This window comes from Micromonospora sp. NPDC003944, assembly GCF_053605225.1.
On the sequence record NZ_JBSGIV010000064.1, the window covers coordinates 22923 to 38070 of the forward strand.

The following is a 15148-nucleotide window of genomic DNA, read 5'->3' on the forward strand; positions in this document are numbered from 1 at the left end:
ACGGACCGGCGGGGCGCGCGGATCACCCGGCGACGAAAATTTCTTGGGCCAGAATCGAACCGAGGGGCACAGCCGTGCGTTGCGCCCACTTCCCGCTGCACGCGGGACAGCGACAGATGTCCATGCATTGACAGTCGCTGCAACACGCTTGTAATCTTTCAGCAACTTTCAGCCAGGGTTGCAAGATTCTGACAACCCGGCACTCCCCCACCGCACCACCACCCCCGCTCCCGTCAGGAGTCCCCATGCACCGACGACGACGCGGCTCGGCGCTCCTCACCCTCGGCCTGATCGCCAGCCTGTTCGCGCCCACCACCGTGCCGGCAACCCCGGCCGTCGCCGCCCCGCCGGGCGGCAAGAAGGTCATCGTCCAACTCTTCGAGTGGAACTGGCCCTCGGTGGCCAGCGAGTGCCAGAGCACCCTCGGCCCCAAGGGCTACGGCTACGTCCAGGTCTCACCCCCACAGGAGCACGTGCGGGGCAACCAGTGGTACATGGCGTACCAGCCGGTCAGCTACCGGATCGAGTCCCGCAAGGGCACCCGGGCCCAGTTCCAGTCGATGGTCGCCACCTGCCACGCGGCCGGGGTCAAGGTGATCGTCGACGCGGTGATCAACCACATGTCCGGTCAGGCCAACGGCGGCACCGGCTGGGCCGGCTCGTCCTACTCGCACTACGACTACCCGGGCATCTACCAGACCCAGGACTTCCACCACTGCGGGCGCAACGGCGGCGACGACATCGCCAACTACAACGACAGGTACGAGGTGCAGAACTGCGAGTTGGTCAACCTCTCGGACCTGTCGACCGAGTCGGACTACGTCCGCACGAAGATCGCCTCGTACCTCAACGACCTGCTCTCGCTCGGCGTGGACGGCTTCCGGCTGGACGCCAGCAAGCACATGCCGGCCGCCGACATCGCGGCGATCAGGGGCAAGCTGTCCCGCTCCGCGTACATCGTGCAGGAGGTCATCTACGGCGCCGGCGAGCCGGTGCAACCGACCGAGTACACCGGCAACGGTGACGTGCACGAGTTCCGCTACGGCAAGGACCTGGCCCGGGTGTTCCGCTCCGAACGGTTGGCGTACCTGCGCAACTTCGGCGAGGGCTGGGGGCACCTGCCCACCGGCCCGGCCTCGGTGTTCGTGGACAACCACGACACCCAACGCGACTCGGGTGGGGTGCTGACCTACCGCGACCGGGGCATCTACGCGCTCGCGAACGCCTTCATGCTGGCCTGGCCGTACGGCTCCCCGACGGTCATGTCCAGCTACACCTTCAGCAACCGGGACGCCGGCCCGCCCTCGGACGGCAGCAACAAGACCTTGAACACCGCCTGCTACTCGGGCTGGGAGTGCGAACACCGCTGGCCGGTGATCGCCAACATGGTGGGCTTCCGCAACGCCACCGAGGGCGCCGGGGTGGCCAACTGGTACGACAACGGCAACAACCACATCGCGTTCAGCCGCAGCGGCAAGGGCTTCGTCACCGTCAACGACGAGGACGCCGCGGTGAACGGCCGCTCCTACTACACCGGGCTGCCCGCCGGTCGGTACTGCGACGTCATCCACGGCACGTACGCGGGCGGCTCGTGCAGCGGGCCAGTGATCACGGTGGACGGTAACGGCTGGTTCGCGGCGAACGTGCCGGCGCACGACGCCGTGGCGATCCACATCGGCGCCCGGGTCTGACGCGATCGGGGCTCCCGGACGGCGGGTCTCGCCGAACCGGGGGCCCCGAAGCATCCGCCACCATAGAGTGGTTTCGTGCCGTTTGACCGAAAGACTCCGTACCGCCGTCGCGGCCTCTGGGTGGCCGCCGCCCTCGGCGTACCCGCGCTGCTGGTGACCGCGCTGCTTGTCGGCCAGGCCCTCACCCCGAGCTCGACGGCCCCCGACGACCGCAACGTCGTGCTGGCCGACCCGACGCCGAGCAGCGTGGACCAGAGCCCGGAGGAGTCGATCCCCCCGGCCGCGCCCGCACCGGACGGGCTGCCGGTGGTCGACTACGACCCCGCACCCGGAGGGTTCCCGGCCGATCCGGCCACCATGGACGTCACACCGCTCACCGAAGGCGTGCACCCGACCAGACGGATCGCCGCGTACGACGCGCCCGGCGGTCGGCCGCGCGCCTTCCTCGAACCGACGATCCGCGGTGTCGAGCTGACCATGCCGATCGCCGAGCGACGCGCCGGCTGGACGGCCGTCCTGCTGCCCTCGGCCAACCGCCGGCTCGCCTGGCTGCCGCCCGGCGGGTTCGAGACGGTGCCGCTTCGCGACCAGATCGTGGTGGAACGCAAGGTCCACCGGCTCACCTGGTACCGGGCCGGCAAGGCGGTGCGCTCCTGGGAGGTCAGCCTCGGCCAGTCCGGTCAGGAGACCCCACTGGGCCGGACCTTCATCCTGGGCCGCACCCCACCACCCGAGGAGGTCTACGGCGGGGTGGACATCTACGCCCTCGGCTCGGTGCCCGACGACCCGGAGTCGGTGCCGTCCGGGCTGCGCGGCGCGCACATCGGGGTGCACACCTGGCAGCACGACGACGAGTTGGGCGAGAACACCACGAACGGCTGCATCCGGCTGACCCGCAGCGGTCAGCGGGAGCTGCTCGCCGAGGTCCGTCCCGGCAGCAGCGTCGTCGTCGTCGACCAACTGGCCGAACCGCCACCGACCGCCTGAGCGCCGGCGCAGCCGGTCACTCGCCGAGCAGCCAGCCGTTCTGCTCCGCGACCCGGATCGCGTCGGCCCGGTTACGCGCACCGGTCTTGCCGATCGCCGCCGAGAGGTGGTTGCGTACCGTCCCCTCGGACAGGTGCAGCGTCCTGGCCAGGTCGGCGACCGTGCCACCGCCGCGGGCGGTCCGCAGCACCTCGGTCTCCCGCTCGGTCAACGGGCTGGTTCCGGCGGCCAGGGTCTCCGCGGCAAGCGTCGGGTCGACCACCCGCAGGCCGGCGTACACCCGGCGGACCGCGTCGGCGAGCTGCCGGGCCGGGGTGTCCTTGACCACGAAGCCGCTCGCGCCGGCCTCCATCGCCCGGCGCAGGTAGCCGGGCCGACCGAAGGTGGTCACCACGAGCACCCGGCAGGTCGGCAGCGCGGCCCGCAACGCGGCGGTCGCGGCGATGCCGTCCAGGCCGGGCATCTCCACGTCAAGCAGGGCGACGTCGGGTGCGCTGCGGCGGGCCTCCGGCACCACCTCGTCGCCCCGACCGACCTCGGCGACCACTGTGAGGTCCTCCTCGAGCGAGAGCAGGGCGGCCAGCGCACCCCGGACCAGCGCCTGGTCGTCGGCGAGCAGCAGCCGGATCGGCGTGGACCCTCCGCTCACCGGGCCTCTCCCGGCGCGTGCACCCGCAGCAGAAAACCGTCGCCCTCCGGCCGGCGGCCGACGGTCACCACCGCGTCCAGCAACCGCGCCCGCTCCCGCAGGCCGACAAGCCCGTGCCCGCTCGGGTCGGGAGTGGACGGGCCACGGCCGTCGTCACTGATCTCGACCCGATCCGGGTGCACCCGGATCACGCAGCACCGCGCCCCGCTGTGCCGGACCACGTTCGTCACCCCTTCCCGTACCGCCCAGCCGAACAGCCGGTCCCACTCCTCCGCCAGCTCCGGCACCTCCGTCGACACGTCCGCCGCGATGCCCGCCGCCGCCAGCGCCGAACGGGCGCCGGCCAGCTCCGCGGCGAGGCTCACCTCGCGGTACGCCCCGACCGTCTGTCGTACGTCGGCAAGCGCGGCCCGGGCCAGCGCCTCCACCTCGGCGATCTCGGCGGCGGCCCGCTCCCGGTCGACCTCGATCAGACGCCCGGCCAACTCGGCCTTGATGGCCACCACGGTCAGCGAGTGCCCGAGGATGTCGTGCAGGTCGCGGGCGGCGCGGGACCGCTCCTCGGCGACCGCGAGCCGGCCGATCTCCTGCTGGGCGGCCCGGAGTTCGCTGTTGCGCTGGGCCAGTTGGGCCACCCCGAACATGGCGAACGAGGCGAGCAGCACCGCGAAGACGATGCCGTGCTCCGCCTCCCACCCCGACACCAGCCAGGACGCCAGCACGGGGGTCACCGCACAGAGCACGACGACGACCAACGCCTCCCACGGCGGCAGCAGGAACACCGCCGCCGCGGCCACGTAGACCAGGGTGGCCAGCCAGTCCCCGCCGGTGCCCGGAAGACTGGCCAGGCCCACCGCGAGCAGCAGCGCCAGCCCGGCCCGCGCCCGACCCCTCGGGATGGGCGACAGGGACTGGCGCAGCTTGCGCGCCCACTGGAACAGCAACACGTAACCGACGCCGAAGACGACGAGGGCCACCACACCGAGGACCCGCCGCCACGGCTCCGGCTGGTGCAGCGCGGTGGCAAGCGGCACGTTGAGGAAGAACAGCCAGACGGCGGCCAGCAGCCAGCCGGTGACCCGCCAGTGGCGGCTCACCGGCCAGGGCTGCCCGGTCGAGAGGTCCATCGGGTTCACGCTAGCGGCCCGGTCGCTCAGACCCGCGCGGTGTCCCGGCGGAACAGCCGGGCCGCGCCGACACCGAAGAGCAGCGCCCAGACGACGAGGTTCACCACCGCCGCCATGCTCACCCCGTCGCCCGTCAGCGGGGCGCGGGCCAGCACGCCCATGCCGTACACCGGGGTGAACGTCGCGACCTGCTGGAGCACGTCCGGCAACACCTCGACCGGCACGAACAGCCCGCCGAACATGGCCAGCACCGCCAGGACCGGACCGATGATCTGCATGACGTTCTCGGCCGGCGCCAGGTACCCGATGAACAGACCGAACGCGGCGAAGACCAGCGAGCCGACCCACGCGGCGAGCCCGGACAGCAGCCAGACGTACGCCGGGACGCGGACACCTGCCACCGCGCCCACCAGGAACTCGATGACGACCGCGAGCAGACCGAGGCTCATCGCGGTGATCAGCTTGGTGGCCACGTAGGCGGCCGGGCGGAGCGGGGTGAGCCGCAGTTGCCGACTCCACCCCAGCGCGCGCTCGGTGGCCACCGCACCACCGACGCTCGTGGTCGCCACCATGGCCGCGTACACCGCCAGGCTGATCATGATGTACGCCGTCACCGGCCGACCGTTGTCCAGCGACTGCCCGCCCTGCGGCAGGCCGAAGATGAGGAAGAAGACGCCCGGCATGATCAGCGTGAAGGCGAGGGTACGGCGGTTGCGCAGCACCCGACGCACCTCGATGAGCAGGGCACCGGGGGCGAACCCGCCAAGTGCGGGCAGCCGGCGGTCCGGCTCGGTGACACCGGGGCGGACGGGGGTGGAGGTGGTCATCTCAGGCTCCGGTCTGCGTGGTGGTCAGGGCGAGGAAGGCGTCCTCGAGGTTGCGGGAGGTGATCTCGACGTCCCGGGCGGCGGTCCGGGTCAGCAGGTGCCGCGCGATCGCGTCCGAGTCGCCGGTGCGCACCAGCACGCTGTCGCCGCGCACCTCCACGGCGTCCACGCCGGGCAGCGCGGCGAGCGCGGCCTGGTCGGCACCGGGCAGGGTGGCCCGCACCGTACGGCCGGCGGCCAGGTTCTTGATCTCGGCGGTGGTGCCGTCGGCGACGATGCGCCCCTGGCGGACCAGCACGATCCGGTCGGCGTACGCGTCCGCCTCGTCCAGGTAGTGGGTGGCGAAGATAACGGTCCGTCCACGGCGGGCGTCGCGGCGGAGAGCCTGCCAGAAGTCCCGCCGCCCCTCGACGTCCATGCCGGTGGTCGGCTCGTCGAGCACCATCAGGTCCGGGTCGGGCAGCAGAGCCAGCGCGAAGCGCAGTCGCTGCTGCTGACCACCCGAGCAGCGCCCGACCACCCGGTCGGCGATGTCGGTGATGCCGGCCCGCTCCAGCACCTCCGCCGCCGGGCGGGTGTGCCGGTAGAAGTGGGCGGTCATCCGCACCGTCTCACCCACGGTGAGGTCCTTGAGCAACCCGCCGGTCTGGAGTACGGCGGCCACCCGACCTCGGGCCACCGCGTCGTCAGGGCTGCCTCCGAGGACGCGGACGGTGCCGGTGTCCGGGCGGGACAGCCCGAGCAGCATGTCGATGGTGGTGGTCTTGCCCGCGCCGTTCGGACCGAGGAACGCCACCACCTCGCCGGGCTGCACCCGAAGGCTCAACCCGTCGACCGCGGTGACCGCGCCGAAGCTCTTGGTGAGGCCGTCCAACTCGACAGCCGGATGCGTACTGGTCATGCCAATCATGCTCCGGCGGCGCGTACCCCGGTGCCCGGAGCGGTCGTCACGCCCCGACCGTGACATTTGTCAGGGGCCCGCTCCCCCGGAGGGTTTCCCCGCCCGGCAACGGGTAACCGCCGGGCCGATGCCGCGACACCGGGAGGACGCGATGGGTGCCACGCCGCAGGGTCAGGTCGACACGATCGTGCTGATCCACGGACTCTGGATGACGCCACGCAGTTGGGAGGGGTGGGCCCAGCGCTACACCGAACGCGGCATGCACGTCATCTCCCCCGCGTGGCCCGGCATGGACCGGTCGGTGGAGCAGTTGCGGGACGACCCCGCCCCGATCGCCGAGCAGAGCATGGCCACGATCGTCGCGCACTACGACAAGATCATTCGGGCGTTGCCCCGACCGCCGATCATCATGGGGCACTCGTTCGGTGGCCTCTTCGCGCAGGTCCTCGCCGACCGGGGCCTCGGCGCGGCGGTGGTCGGGGTGCATCCCGCAGCGATCAAGGGGGTGCTCAAGGTACCGCTGAGTCAGCTGCGCTCGGGCTTCCCGATCCTGCGCAGCCCCGCCAACCGCAGCAAGGCCGTCCCGTTCACCCCTGACGACTTCGCCTACACCTTCGGCAACACGATGAGCCGCGAGGACTCCGACCGGGCCTGGCAGCGTTACGCCGTCCCCGGTGCCGGCCGGGTCTTCTTCGAGGGCGCCTTCGCCAACGTCGACCCCCGCTCACCCGCCCGCGTCGACATCGGGCGCAACGACCGGGCACCGCTGCTGCTGATGGCCGGCGAGTCCGACCACGTGGTGCCGGCGTCGGTGGTCCGCGCCAACGCCGGGCTCTACCAGAAGTCCCGCGCCCTCACCGCATACGAGGGGTTCCCCGGCCGATCACACTTCACCGTCGGACAGCCCGGCTGGGAGCCGATCGCCGACTACGCACTGGACTGGGCGCTGCGCGCGGCGGCCCTACCCCGCGAGGCGACGATCGCCAGCGAAGCCCCCCGCCGCTGACCGGGCCGCCCATCACCCGGGGCTTGATCCACTCGCCTTTCACGAAGTCGGGGCATCCCTCCCACAGGGACCCCCCGACTTCATGAAGCCGGAGCGACACGACGGAGGCGGCCACGGTCACCACCGCCGCACCCGGCCATCCGGCGACGACTCGGCTCGGCAGCTCTGGCCCCGGTCGAACGGACCAAGATCGCCGCAACATCAGGGATAGTGCTGTCTCATGCGGGTCGGAGGCGGCACCATCCCTGATGTTGCGCGAATCTTGGTGACCGAACGCCGCCCCGCGAGACCGGGACCCGCATTCGGGACGCCCGCGACCCCCGACCGAGCCGCCCCGACCAACGACCAAGCGGAAGCGATATACCTCAGAGGTATTTATATGACTCAGAGGTATACCGCTCATCGAGAGAACCGGCGGACGGCCAGGCTGAGCCGCGGACGGCCGGGCTGAGCCGGCGGACACGGGTTGAGCTGGATCAGGCCTCTCCGTTGAGCGGCCGAGCCGAACGCGGCGTTGATCGCGAGCCGGACCTGATCGACAAGGCACGCGACGGGCTTGATTCGTCGGCATGCCGGCGGTCTGGCGGGGTACCTCGGTGGGATGAGGGCCAGTTTCCGGCTTGGCCGGGTCGCGGGAGTGCCGGTCGGCGTCAACTGGAGCGTGCTGGTCATCTTCGCGCTGATCGCGTGGGGGCTGGCCGCCAACCAGTTCCCGCGCTCGTACCCCGATCGCTCGCCCGTGGCGTACACCCTCGCCGGGCTGGCGGCGGCGGTGGTCTTCTTCGTCGGCCTGCTGGCCCACGAGGTCTCGCACGCGGTGGTGGCCAAGCGCAACGGGCTGGAGGTCGACGGCATCACGCTGTGGCTGTTCGGCGGCGTCGCCGAGTTGCGGGGCGAGCCGCGTGACCCGGGCGCGGAGTTGCGGATCGCGGGCGTGGGCCCTCTGGTGAGCCTGTTGATCGGGGCGTTCTTCGGCGCCATCGCGGCGGTGCTCGCGCTGGCCGGGCAGGGCGGGCTGCTGTTCGGGGCGGTGGCCTGGCTGGCGGGCATCAACGTACTGCTTGCCATTTTCAACGTGCTGCCGGCCGCACCCCTGGACGGTGGTCGGCTGCTGCGCGCCGCGGTCTGGAAGGCCACCGGCGACCGGACCCGGGCGTCGGTGGTCGCCGCCCGGGCCGGCTGGGTGCTGGGTGTGCTGCTGATCGGCCTGGGGCTGTGGCAGTTCCTGTCCGGGGTCGGCTTCGGTGGGCTCTGGTTGGCGCTGATCGGCTGGTTCCTGATCGGCGCGGCCGGGATGGAGGAACGGCAGGCCCGCACCGGGACCGCCCTACGCGGGATCCGGGTGGGCGACGTGATGACCCCGCAGCCGCAGACCGCCTCGGCGGAGATGACTGTCGCGGACTTCGTCGACCACTACCTGTTCGCGTACCGGCATTCGGCGCTGCCACTGACCGAGGACGGCCGGCCGACCGGTCTGGTCACCGTCGACCGGGTGCGGGGCGTGCCACCCGAGCGGCGGGCGTCGACCACGCTGGCCGAGGTGGCCTGCCGGGCCGACGAACTGGTGCTGGCCCAGCCCGGCGAACAGCTCAACGACCTGCTCCCCCGGCTCACCGCGTGCGCCGACGGCCGAGCACTGGTGGTAACCGAAGACGGCCACCTGACCGGGATCGTCTCCCCCAGCGACATCAGCCGCGCCGTCCAACGCAGCACCCTCCACACCCCCACGCCGGGCGGCCGGGCGGGGCCGGGTCAGCGGGGGAAGTAGCGGTCCAGCGCGTCGGTGCGGAAGGTGCCCTTCGGGTCCAGGTGGGCCAGGAGCGCGGCGAAGTCGGCGTACCTCGGGTAGCGGGCGGACAGCTCGGCCGGGTCGGTGACGAAGACCTTGCCCCAGTGTGGGCGGGGCGCGAAGGGCGCCAGGCGCTCCTCCACGGCGGCCACCACGGGCAGCACCGCCGCGGTGTCGTCGACCCAGGTGAAGTGCAGCACGAAGCTGTCTCGCCGGTAGTTGGGGCTGAGCCACAGGTCGTCGGCCGCCACCGTCCGCAGCTCGGACACCAGCAGCACCGGGGCGATCAGCTCCGCCACGTCGTCGAGCGCGGCGAGCGCGTCGGAGGCCGCCGTCCGCGCGACGTGGAACTCCGACTGCAGTTCGTCGCCGCTGCTCGGGGTGAAGCCGAGCTTGAAGTGCGGCAGCCGTTCGTGCCAGGGGCCCGGCTCGCCGAGCTGCGGGGTGCAGTTCTCCGCAGGCATCCCGAGCACCGGGTGCCGGGGCTGGTCGGCGGCGGTGGTGCCCAGCCAGTCCGCCGGGGGCGGCGGCTGGTCCGTCACCTGTTTGCGCCACACCTCGCGCAGCCGGGGCGTCCGGAAGTCGGTGAAAACGCTCACGCTGTACGCCGAGCCGAGCGCCTCGTCCAACGCCGCCCGGTCGAGGTCGAGGCGTACGTACTGGCGCAGCGCGAAGGTCGGTACGACGTCGAGGGTGACCCGGGTGACCAGGCCGAGCGCGCCGAGCCCCACCACCATGCCGGCGAACGTGTCCGCGTCGGTGTCGCGGTCGACCCGGAGCAGGTCGCCGTCGGCGGTGACCAACTCCAGCCCGGCGACCACGCTGGCCAGGTTGCCGTGGGCCTGCCCGGAGCCGTGGGTGGCGGTGGCCACCGCGCCGGCCACCGAGATGTGCGGCAGCGAGGCGAGGTTGGCCAGCGCGTACCCCTGGGTGTGTAGCTGTCGGGCGAGATCGCCGTAGCGCATCGCGCCGCTCACGGTGACCTGCCCGCGCTCGTGGTCCACCTCGACGACCGGAGGCAGCCCGGCGAGGCTGACCAGGTCGCCGTCGGTGTCGCCGAGACGGTTGAAGGAGTGCCCGCTGCCCACCGCCCGGATCCGGCTGCTGCCGGCGACGAGCCGGCGCAGGTCGTCGACGGAGGTGGGCCGGTGGAACGCCTTCGCGGCGTACCGTACGTTGCCGGCCCAGTTGCGGCGCGGAACGCCGGTGCCCGACGCGTCCTGCGGTCCCTGCGGGGTCATGTGGCGGTCTCCCGATCGGTGGTCTGCTGGTCGGCCAACGCGGCGACGAGGGCGCTCAGAACCGTATCCGTCTGGAGGGTGTGGTAGCCACGCTGGGCGATCGGCAGGCCGGCCAGGGTGGCGCGTTCGATCTCGCCCCGGGCCGCCTGCCGCGTCGACGCGTCCCCGGACATCAGGGCGTCCTGGCCGCGTCGGATCAGCCTGTCGACCCGGTCCATCTGGTAGCCGCGCAGGCCGACCGGGAGGTCCGGGGCGTCGAAGGCGTCGCGTCGCAGCGCGAGCAGGTCGACGAATCGGTCTCCGGCGTGGTGGGTGAGCGCGGCGGCCACCTGCTCGGGCTGCTCCCGAACCTGGTCGAGGACGAGCAGCTCGATGGCCGGTCGGCCGTCGAGCGGATGGCGGGCGGTCGCCGGCTCGAGCGTCACGCCCGGCGCGGGGACCAGCAGCAGTCGCGGCGGCTCCGGGTGGCCGTCGCGCCGGGGCGGCTCATCGAGGACCAGCGCGCCGACCTCGGCCCACCGGATCTCCCGGCGCAGGCCGGGCCGCCGGATGCTGAGCCCGTCCGGGTGGATCCCGAATCGGAACGGACGCAGCGCGCTGACAAGCGCCAGCGCGCCGAGCGCGATCGCCCCCACCGCGATGATCGTCCGTAACAGGGCGCCGTCGCTGGGATAGACCAGCAGGAGCACCCCACCGAGTACGCAGACCAGGGCGAGCAGGCGGGCGCCCCGACTCCGGCGCAGTTCCACGCTCGGACCCCCGTTCATGACCGTGGCGTCGGTCCCCGCATCTTCCGCCAAACCGGGCACCGAGGACACCGGTCGATCGGGCACGGTTGTTCTCGTCATCGTCGGGGAACCCTACGCCCATGAGCAGCTACCGTGATCCGGCCGCACGAGGTGACGTCTACCCCTCCGAGGAGGAGCTGGACCCGACCGGGACCGGCATCGAGCAGGCAAGCGCACCGCCGGCCGACGGGTTGCCGAGCCACCCCTCGCCCACCCCCGGCCCTCGACCCACCCCGGCGCCCGCACCCGCCCCGACGCCGGTGCCGGCACCCGGCCCGCCGCCGCGCGCCCCGGGCGCCCAGTCGATCGTGACCCGCCACCTGGACGGCTCGGTGGAGGTGGTCACCGACCTCGACGGTGACGGCGTCGCCGACGTGGTCCAGATCGACGTGGACGGCGACGGCATCCCGGACATCACTTATGTGGACAGTGACCGGGACGGGCGGCTGGACACCGTGCTGGGCGACCCGCACGCGGCACGAACGGGCGTGCACCGGGCCTGACCGGCGGCGTCGTTCCACGCCCGCCCGCCTGGCTCAGAGCTTCGCCATCACCTCACCGGCGACCAGCTCCAGGTGCTCCAGGTCGTCGAGGTCCAGCACCTGGAGGTAGAGCCGCTCGCTGCCGATCTCCGCGTACCGGCCGATGGTGTCCAGCACCTCGCCGGGTGTCCCGGCCAGACCGTTGGCCCGCAGCTCGCCCGGATCACGGCCGATGGCCGCGGCCCGGCGGGCCACCTCGGCGTCGTCGCGCCCGCAGCAGAGCACCAGGGCGTTGGACCAGACCATGTCGGCCGGGTCCCGGCCGATCTCGACGCAGGCCGCGCGGACCCGGTCGAACTGGGCCGCGGTGTCCGGTACCGAGGCGAACGGCAGGTTGAACTCGTCGGCGTAGCGGGCGGCCAGCCGGGGGGTGCGCTTCGGGCCCGTCCCGCCGAGCAGGATCGGTGGACGCGGCTGCTGCACCGGCTTGGGCAGGGCTGGCGAGTCACTGACCGGGTAGTACCGGCCGTCGTGGTCGAACCGCTCCCCGCCTGGCGTGGACCAGAGCCCGGTGATGACGGCGAGCTGCTCCTCCAGCCGGTCGAACCGCTCGGCCAGCGGCGGGAACGGGATGCCGTACGCGCTGTGCTCCTCGGCGTACCAGCCGGTGCCGATGCCCAGCTCGACCCGGCCGCCGCTCATCTGGTCGACCTGCGCCACGGTGATCGCCAGCGGGCCGGGCAGCCGGAAGGTGGCGGCGGTCATCAGCGTGCCGAGCCGGATGCGGCTGGTGTCCCGCGCCAGGCCGGCGAGCGTGGTCCACGCGTCGGTGGGGCCGGGTTCGCCGCTCCCGCCACCCATCACCAGGTAGTGGTCGGACCGGAAGAACGCGCCGTAGCCGGCGTCCTCGGCGCAGCGGGCGACGGCGAGCAACTGGTCGTAGCTGGCGCCCTGCTGGGGCTCGGTGAAGATCCGCAGTTCCATGATTCGAGCATAGGGTTCCCCGGTCGGCCCGGCCGCAGCATGCCGACCGGGCCCCCGGCGTCAGCTCAGACGTACGGCCGTTTGGCGTACGCCTCGCGGAGCGCTGCCAACCCCACCGCCTTCGGCACCAGGGTGCCCCACCCGGAGTTGAAGTAGTTGGTGCGCACGATCCGTGGTCCGCCCTCGGCGTTGAGCTGGGCGATCGCCGCCGGGACGGTGGCGATCCAGGCGGCCTGGTTGGGAATCTCGGCGACCCTGACCCCCCACTCCGCGATGATCACGGGTCGGGACAGCGCCACCGGGCCGAGATCCGCCACCGCCCAGTCCTTGGTGCGCCGAAACCGGGCCAGCGCGGTGTGGCTGGCGTTGGTGCCGTACACGTTCCACTGGAGGTAGTCGAGGCGGGACATCAGCGACTCCGGGTGGGTGCGCTGGAAGCACTCCCGGTCGAAGCCGCCCAACCCCACCGAGAAGGTCGTCCCGGTGGGCAGCGTCCGCGCCTTGAACCACGTCAGGATGTAGGTCATCGCCTGCACCGCGCGAGCGTCCGACTCGGCCCAGGTGTACGCCTTGCCGTCCTCGGTGGTGCCGAACTCGTGATCGGTGTCCAGCTCCGAGGCGAGCTGGATGTTCACCCCGAAGCCGAGCGCCCGGTACTGCGACAGGGCGCGCGCGAACAACCCGTCGCACTGCCCCTTGAGCACCTGGCCGTACCCGTACGCCCTCGGCCAGGTGGTGCCGGGTCGCTCCTGGATGGTCATCGACGGTGCCGGCACGGTGTAGCTGACGCCGTCCACCATGAAGCTCTGCGGCCCGTAGTTCGGGGCGCCGTAACTCTTCAACTCCAGGACCATGTTCATCTGCACCCCGGCCTTTCCCAGGTTGGCAAGCCAAGGCCTGTTGTAACCGGGGAAGAGGTAGCCGTCGGCGAAGCTGCGGTACTGGGTGAGCGACCGGAAGTTGCCGCCGGCCATGTCGGCGGTCGGGTCGGCGCCGCCGGAGAGGTAGTAGCCGCCGAGCACGGGTTGGCCCAGGCTGTAGTCGGCGGCGGCCGTCGCGGTGTTGCCGCCGGCGTCGCGGACCTGGACGGTGACCCGGGGCATCACGCCACCGACCGATACACGGCCACCGAGCCGTTGTCGGAGACCCGGGTCCAGGTACGCCCGGAGTTGTCGGAGACGGTCACGGTGAGCGGGTCGATGACCGCGGTGACCTTGACCGGCGCGCTGCTGTTGCCCTGCGCGTCGGTGACCACGATGGTGACGGTCAACGGTTTGGTGTCGGCGTCCGAGTAGGTGACGGTCAGCAGCATCTGCTCACCCGGTGCGAAGACGGATGCGTTCAGGGCTGCGGTTGCGGTGGGAGCGGCCATGTCGGGCCCTTTCTGGCTCGGTCGCCGGGCTCGGCGCGCGGTCGAGCGTCGCCGGGCCCCGGCGGGGTCCACAGTGCGAAAGGCCGGCGGGGCACGGGGACGGACGGCAGCTGTGCCGTGACCGCCGCGGCTTCGAGGCCGGGCTGGGTGCGGGCGGCACCGGCACGGACGATGCTGTCCCCGCCGGTCCGGAGGATCGGGATGTGGCCCGCCACCCGTCTACCTCCACCTGCCCCAAGGGTGCTCTACCAGGGGCTTTACCGTCTTGTCCGGATTGCGACAAGGGTCGGTGTGGCGGCTAATCGGCCGCCGTGCCGCGTACGGCCCAGGCCCGTGCGGTGAGCCGGATCGACCCGTCCGGCTCGACCGGCAGCCGGCTGGCCAGCACCTCCCGCAGCCCGGCCCGCTCCCACAGCGCGCGGAGCGTGTCGGGCTGGCACACGGTGGTGCGGTTCCCCTCGTCCCGCTCGGCCGAGGCCGGGTCGCGCTGTGCGGCGGCGGCCCAGAAGTGCCGCATCATCGCCATCCCGTCGGCGTAGTCCCAGACGTACGCGGCCACCACCCCGGCCGGCCGGACCACCCGGGCGAACTCCGCCACCGCCTGCGCGGGCTCCGGCACGAAGTTGAGCGTCAACCCGCTGACCACCACGTCCGCGACACGGTCGGGCAGCGGCAGCGCCCGGGCGTCACCGACCTGGAAGGTCGCCCGGGGATCGGTGACCCGGGTACGCGCAACCGCGACGAACCCCTCCGACGGATCGATGCCGGTCACCCGAACCGGATCCGTGTGGGCGAGGATCGTCGAGGTCAGCGCCCCGGTGCCGCTGCCCACGTCGAGCCAGCGCCGCCCCGGCGGCACTGCCAACTCCCGCAGGAACTCCACCGCGACCAGGCGGCTCCACCGACCCACGTACGCCTCGTACACGTCACGGTTCGCCCACACCGGCTGCGCCATCTCGGAACGATACGACAGGCCCGGCCCGTCGATGCTGGCGTTCAGTCGAGATCGTCGGCGGGGGCGGTCTGGAGCAGCCAGGCCAGCGGTATCCGTGCCCGCGCCTGGTCGGGGCCCGAGCCACCTCGGCCACCCGGGCCACCTCGGCCACCCGAGCCACCCCGGCAGCCCGGGCCAACCGAGCCCTCCGGGCCACCCGGCCAGCCACCCAAGCCACCGGGCACCGGCATCCTTCAACGCGAGGTCATCGCGGTCACCGCATCCGCCGGAGACGGATGGCGTCTGCAACCCGGTGCTGCTGGAGATCTTGGACAGTTTCCGTCCTGTGCGGACGGAAACTGTCCAAGAT

At 72.2% G+C, this 15148-nt stretch carries 15 protein-coding genes; 5 read left to right on the forward strand and 10 right to left on the reverse strand.

Annotated features, from left to right (window positions below; genetic code table 11):
- Positions 1–245: 245 nt before the first annotated feature.
- On the forward strand, positions 246–1691 hold the full coding sequence (locus tag ACWER9_RS25945) for an alpha-amylase (protein ID WP_452304285.1): 1446 nt from the start codon (positions 246–248) through the stop codon (positions 1689–1691).
- 75 nt (positions 1692–1766) lie between these two features.
- A complete protein-coding gene (locus tag ACWER9_RS25950) occupies positions 1767–2678 on the forward strand; it encodes a L,D-transpeptidase (RefSeq protein ID WP_452304286.1) in 912 nt (303 codons plus the stop codon).
- A gap of 16 nt (positions 2679–2694) precedes the next feature.
- Here the strand turns inward: ACWER9_RS25950 and ACWER9_RS25955 are convergent, their stop codons facing one another.
- The 4 genes from ACWER9_RS25955 to ACWER9_RS25970 are packed head-to-tail and all read right to left on the reverse strand — an operon-like array spanning position 2695 to position 6155.
- Positions 2695–3327 (reverse strand): response regulator transcription factor, encoded by a 633-nt coding sequence (locus tag ACWER9_RS25955; RefSeq protein ID WP_452304287.1) that lies wholly within the window; start codon positions 3325–3327, stop codon positions 2695–2697.
- Entirely contained in the window at positions 3324–4454 is a 1131-nt protein-coding gene (locus ACWER9_RS25960) for a sensor histidine kinase (RefSeq protein WP_452304288.1), read from the reverse strand. The genes ACWER9_RS25955 and ACWER9_RS25960 overlap by 4 nt, the downstream gene beginning before the upstream one ends.
- A 26-nt stretch (positions 4455–4480) precedes the next feature.
- Positions 4481–5281, reverse strand: a complete 801-nt coding sequence (locus ACWER9_RS25965) for an ABC transporter permease (protein WP_452304289.1) — start codon at positions 5279–5281, stop codon at positions 4481–4483.
- A gap of 1 nt (position 5282) precedes the next feature.
- Positions 5283–6155, reverse strand: a complete 873-nt coding sequence (locus ACWER9_RS25970; protein WP_452304300.1) for an ABC transporter ATP-binding protein — start codon at positions 6153–6155, stop codon at positions 5283–5285.
- 154 nt (positions 6156–6309) lie between these two features.
- Between ACWER9_RS25970 and ACWER9_RS25975 the strand changes: the two genes are divergently transcribed.
- Both ACWER9_RS25975 and ACWER9_RS25980 read left to right on the forward strand, forming a co-directional pair.
- Positions 6310–7188: an alpha/beta hydrolase gene (locus ACWER9_RS25975; RefSeq protein ID WP_452304290.1), complete on the forward strand. Its 879-nt coding sequence runs from the start codon at positions 6310–6312 to the stop codon at positions 7186–7188.
- A 601-nt stretch (positions 7189–7789) separates the two neighbouring features.
- Positions 7790–8956, forward strand: coding sequence for a site-2 protease family protein (locus ACWER9_RS25980; RefSeq protein WP_452304291.1), 1167 nt, complete (start codon positions 7790–7792; stop codon positions 8954–8956).
- On the opposite strand, the gene ACWER9_RS25985 is transcribed toward ACWER9_RS25980, so the two are convergent.
- Both ACWER9_RS25985 and ACWER9_RS25990 read right to left on the reverse strand, forming a co-directional pair.
- Positions 8941–10218 carry an FAD-binding protein gene (locus tag ACWER9_RS25985; protein WP_452304292.1) on the reverse strand — a complete coding sequence of 426 codons (1278 nt, stop codon included), beginning with the start codon at positions 10216–10218 and terminating at the stop codon, positions 8941–8943. The two genes, ACWER9_RS25980 and ACWER9_RS25985, sit on opposite strands and share 16 nt — an antisense overlap.
- Positions 10215–10967, reverse strand: a complete 753-nt coding sequence (locus ACWER9_RS25990) for a hypothetical protein (RefSeq protein ID WP_452304293.1) — start codon at positions 10965–10967, stop codon at positions 10215–10217. Before ACWER9_RS25990 ends, ACWER9_RS25985 begins: the two co-directional genes overlap by 4 nt.
- A 119-nt stretch (positions 10968–11086) precedes the next feature.
- Here ACWER9_RS25990 and ACWER9_RS25995 point away from each other — a divergent pair, with 119 nt between their 5' ends.
- Positions 11087–11509: a hypothetical protein gene (locus ACWER9_RS25995; RefSeq protein WP_452304294.1), complete on the forward strand. Its 423-nt coding sequence runs from the start codon at positions 11087–11089 to the stop codon at positions 11507–11509.
- Positions 11510–11542: 33 nt separating this feature from the next.
- Here the strand turns inward: ACWER9_RS25995 and ACWER9_RS26000 are convergent, their stop codons facing one another.
- The 4 genes from ACWER9_RS26000 to ACWER9_RS26015 all read right to left on the reverse strand — a co-directional run bounded on the left by ACWER9_RS26000 (position 11543) and on the right by ACWER9_RS26015 (position 14799).
- Positions 11543–12472: an LLM class F420-dependent oxidoreductase gene (locus ACWER9_RS26000; protein ID WP_452304295.1), complete on the reverse strand. Its 930-nt coding sequence runs from the start codon at positions 12470–12472 to the stop codon at positions 11543–11545.
- 65 nt (positions 12473–12537) lie between these two features.
- Positions 12538–13575 carry a hypothetical protein gene (locus ACWER9_RS26005; protein WP_452304296.1) on the reverse strand — a complete coding sequence of 346 codons (1038 nt, stop codon included), beginning with the start codon at positions 13573–13575 and terminating at the stop codon, positions 12538–12540.
- A complete protein-coding gene (locus tag ACWER9_RS26010; RefSeq protein ID WP_452304297.1) occupies positions 13575–13844 on the reverse strand; it encodes a hypothetical protein in 270 nt (89 codons plus the stop codon). The genes ACWER9_RS26005 and ACWER9_RS26010 overlap by 1 nt, the downstream gene beginning before the upstream one ends.
- 298 nt (positions 13845–14142) lie before the next feature.
- Positions 14143–14799, reverse strand: coding sequence for a class I SAM-dependent methyltransferase (locus ACWER9_RS26015; RefSeq protein WP_452304298.1), 657 nt, complete (start codon positions 14797–14799; stop codon positions 14143–14145).
- Positions 14800–15148: the final 349 nt, after the last annotated feature.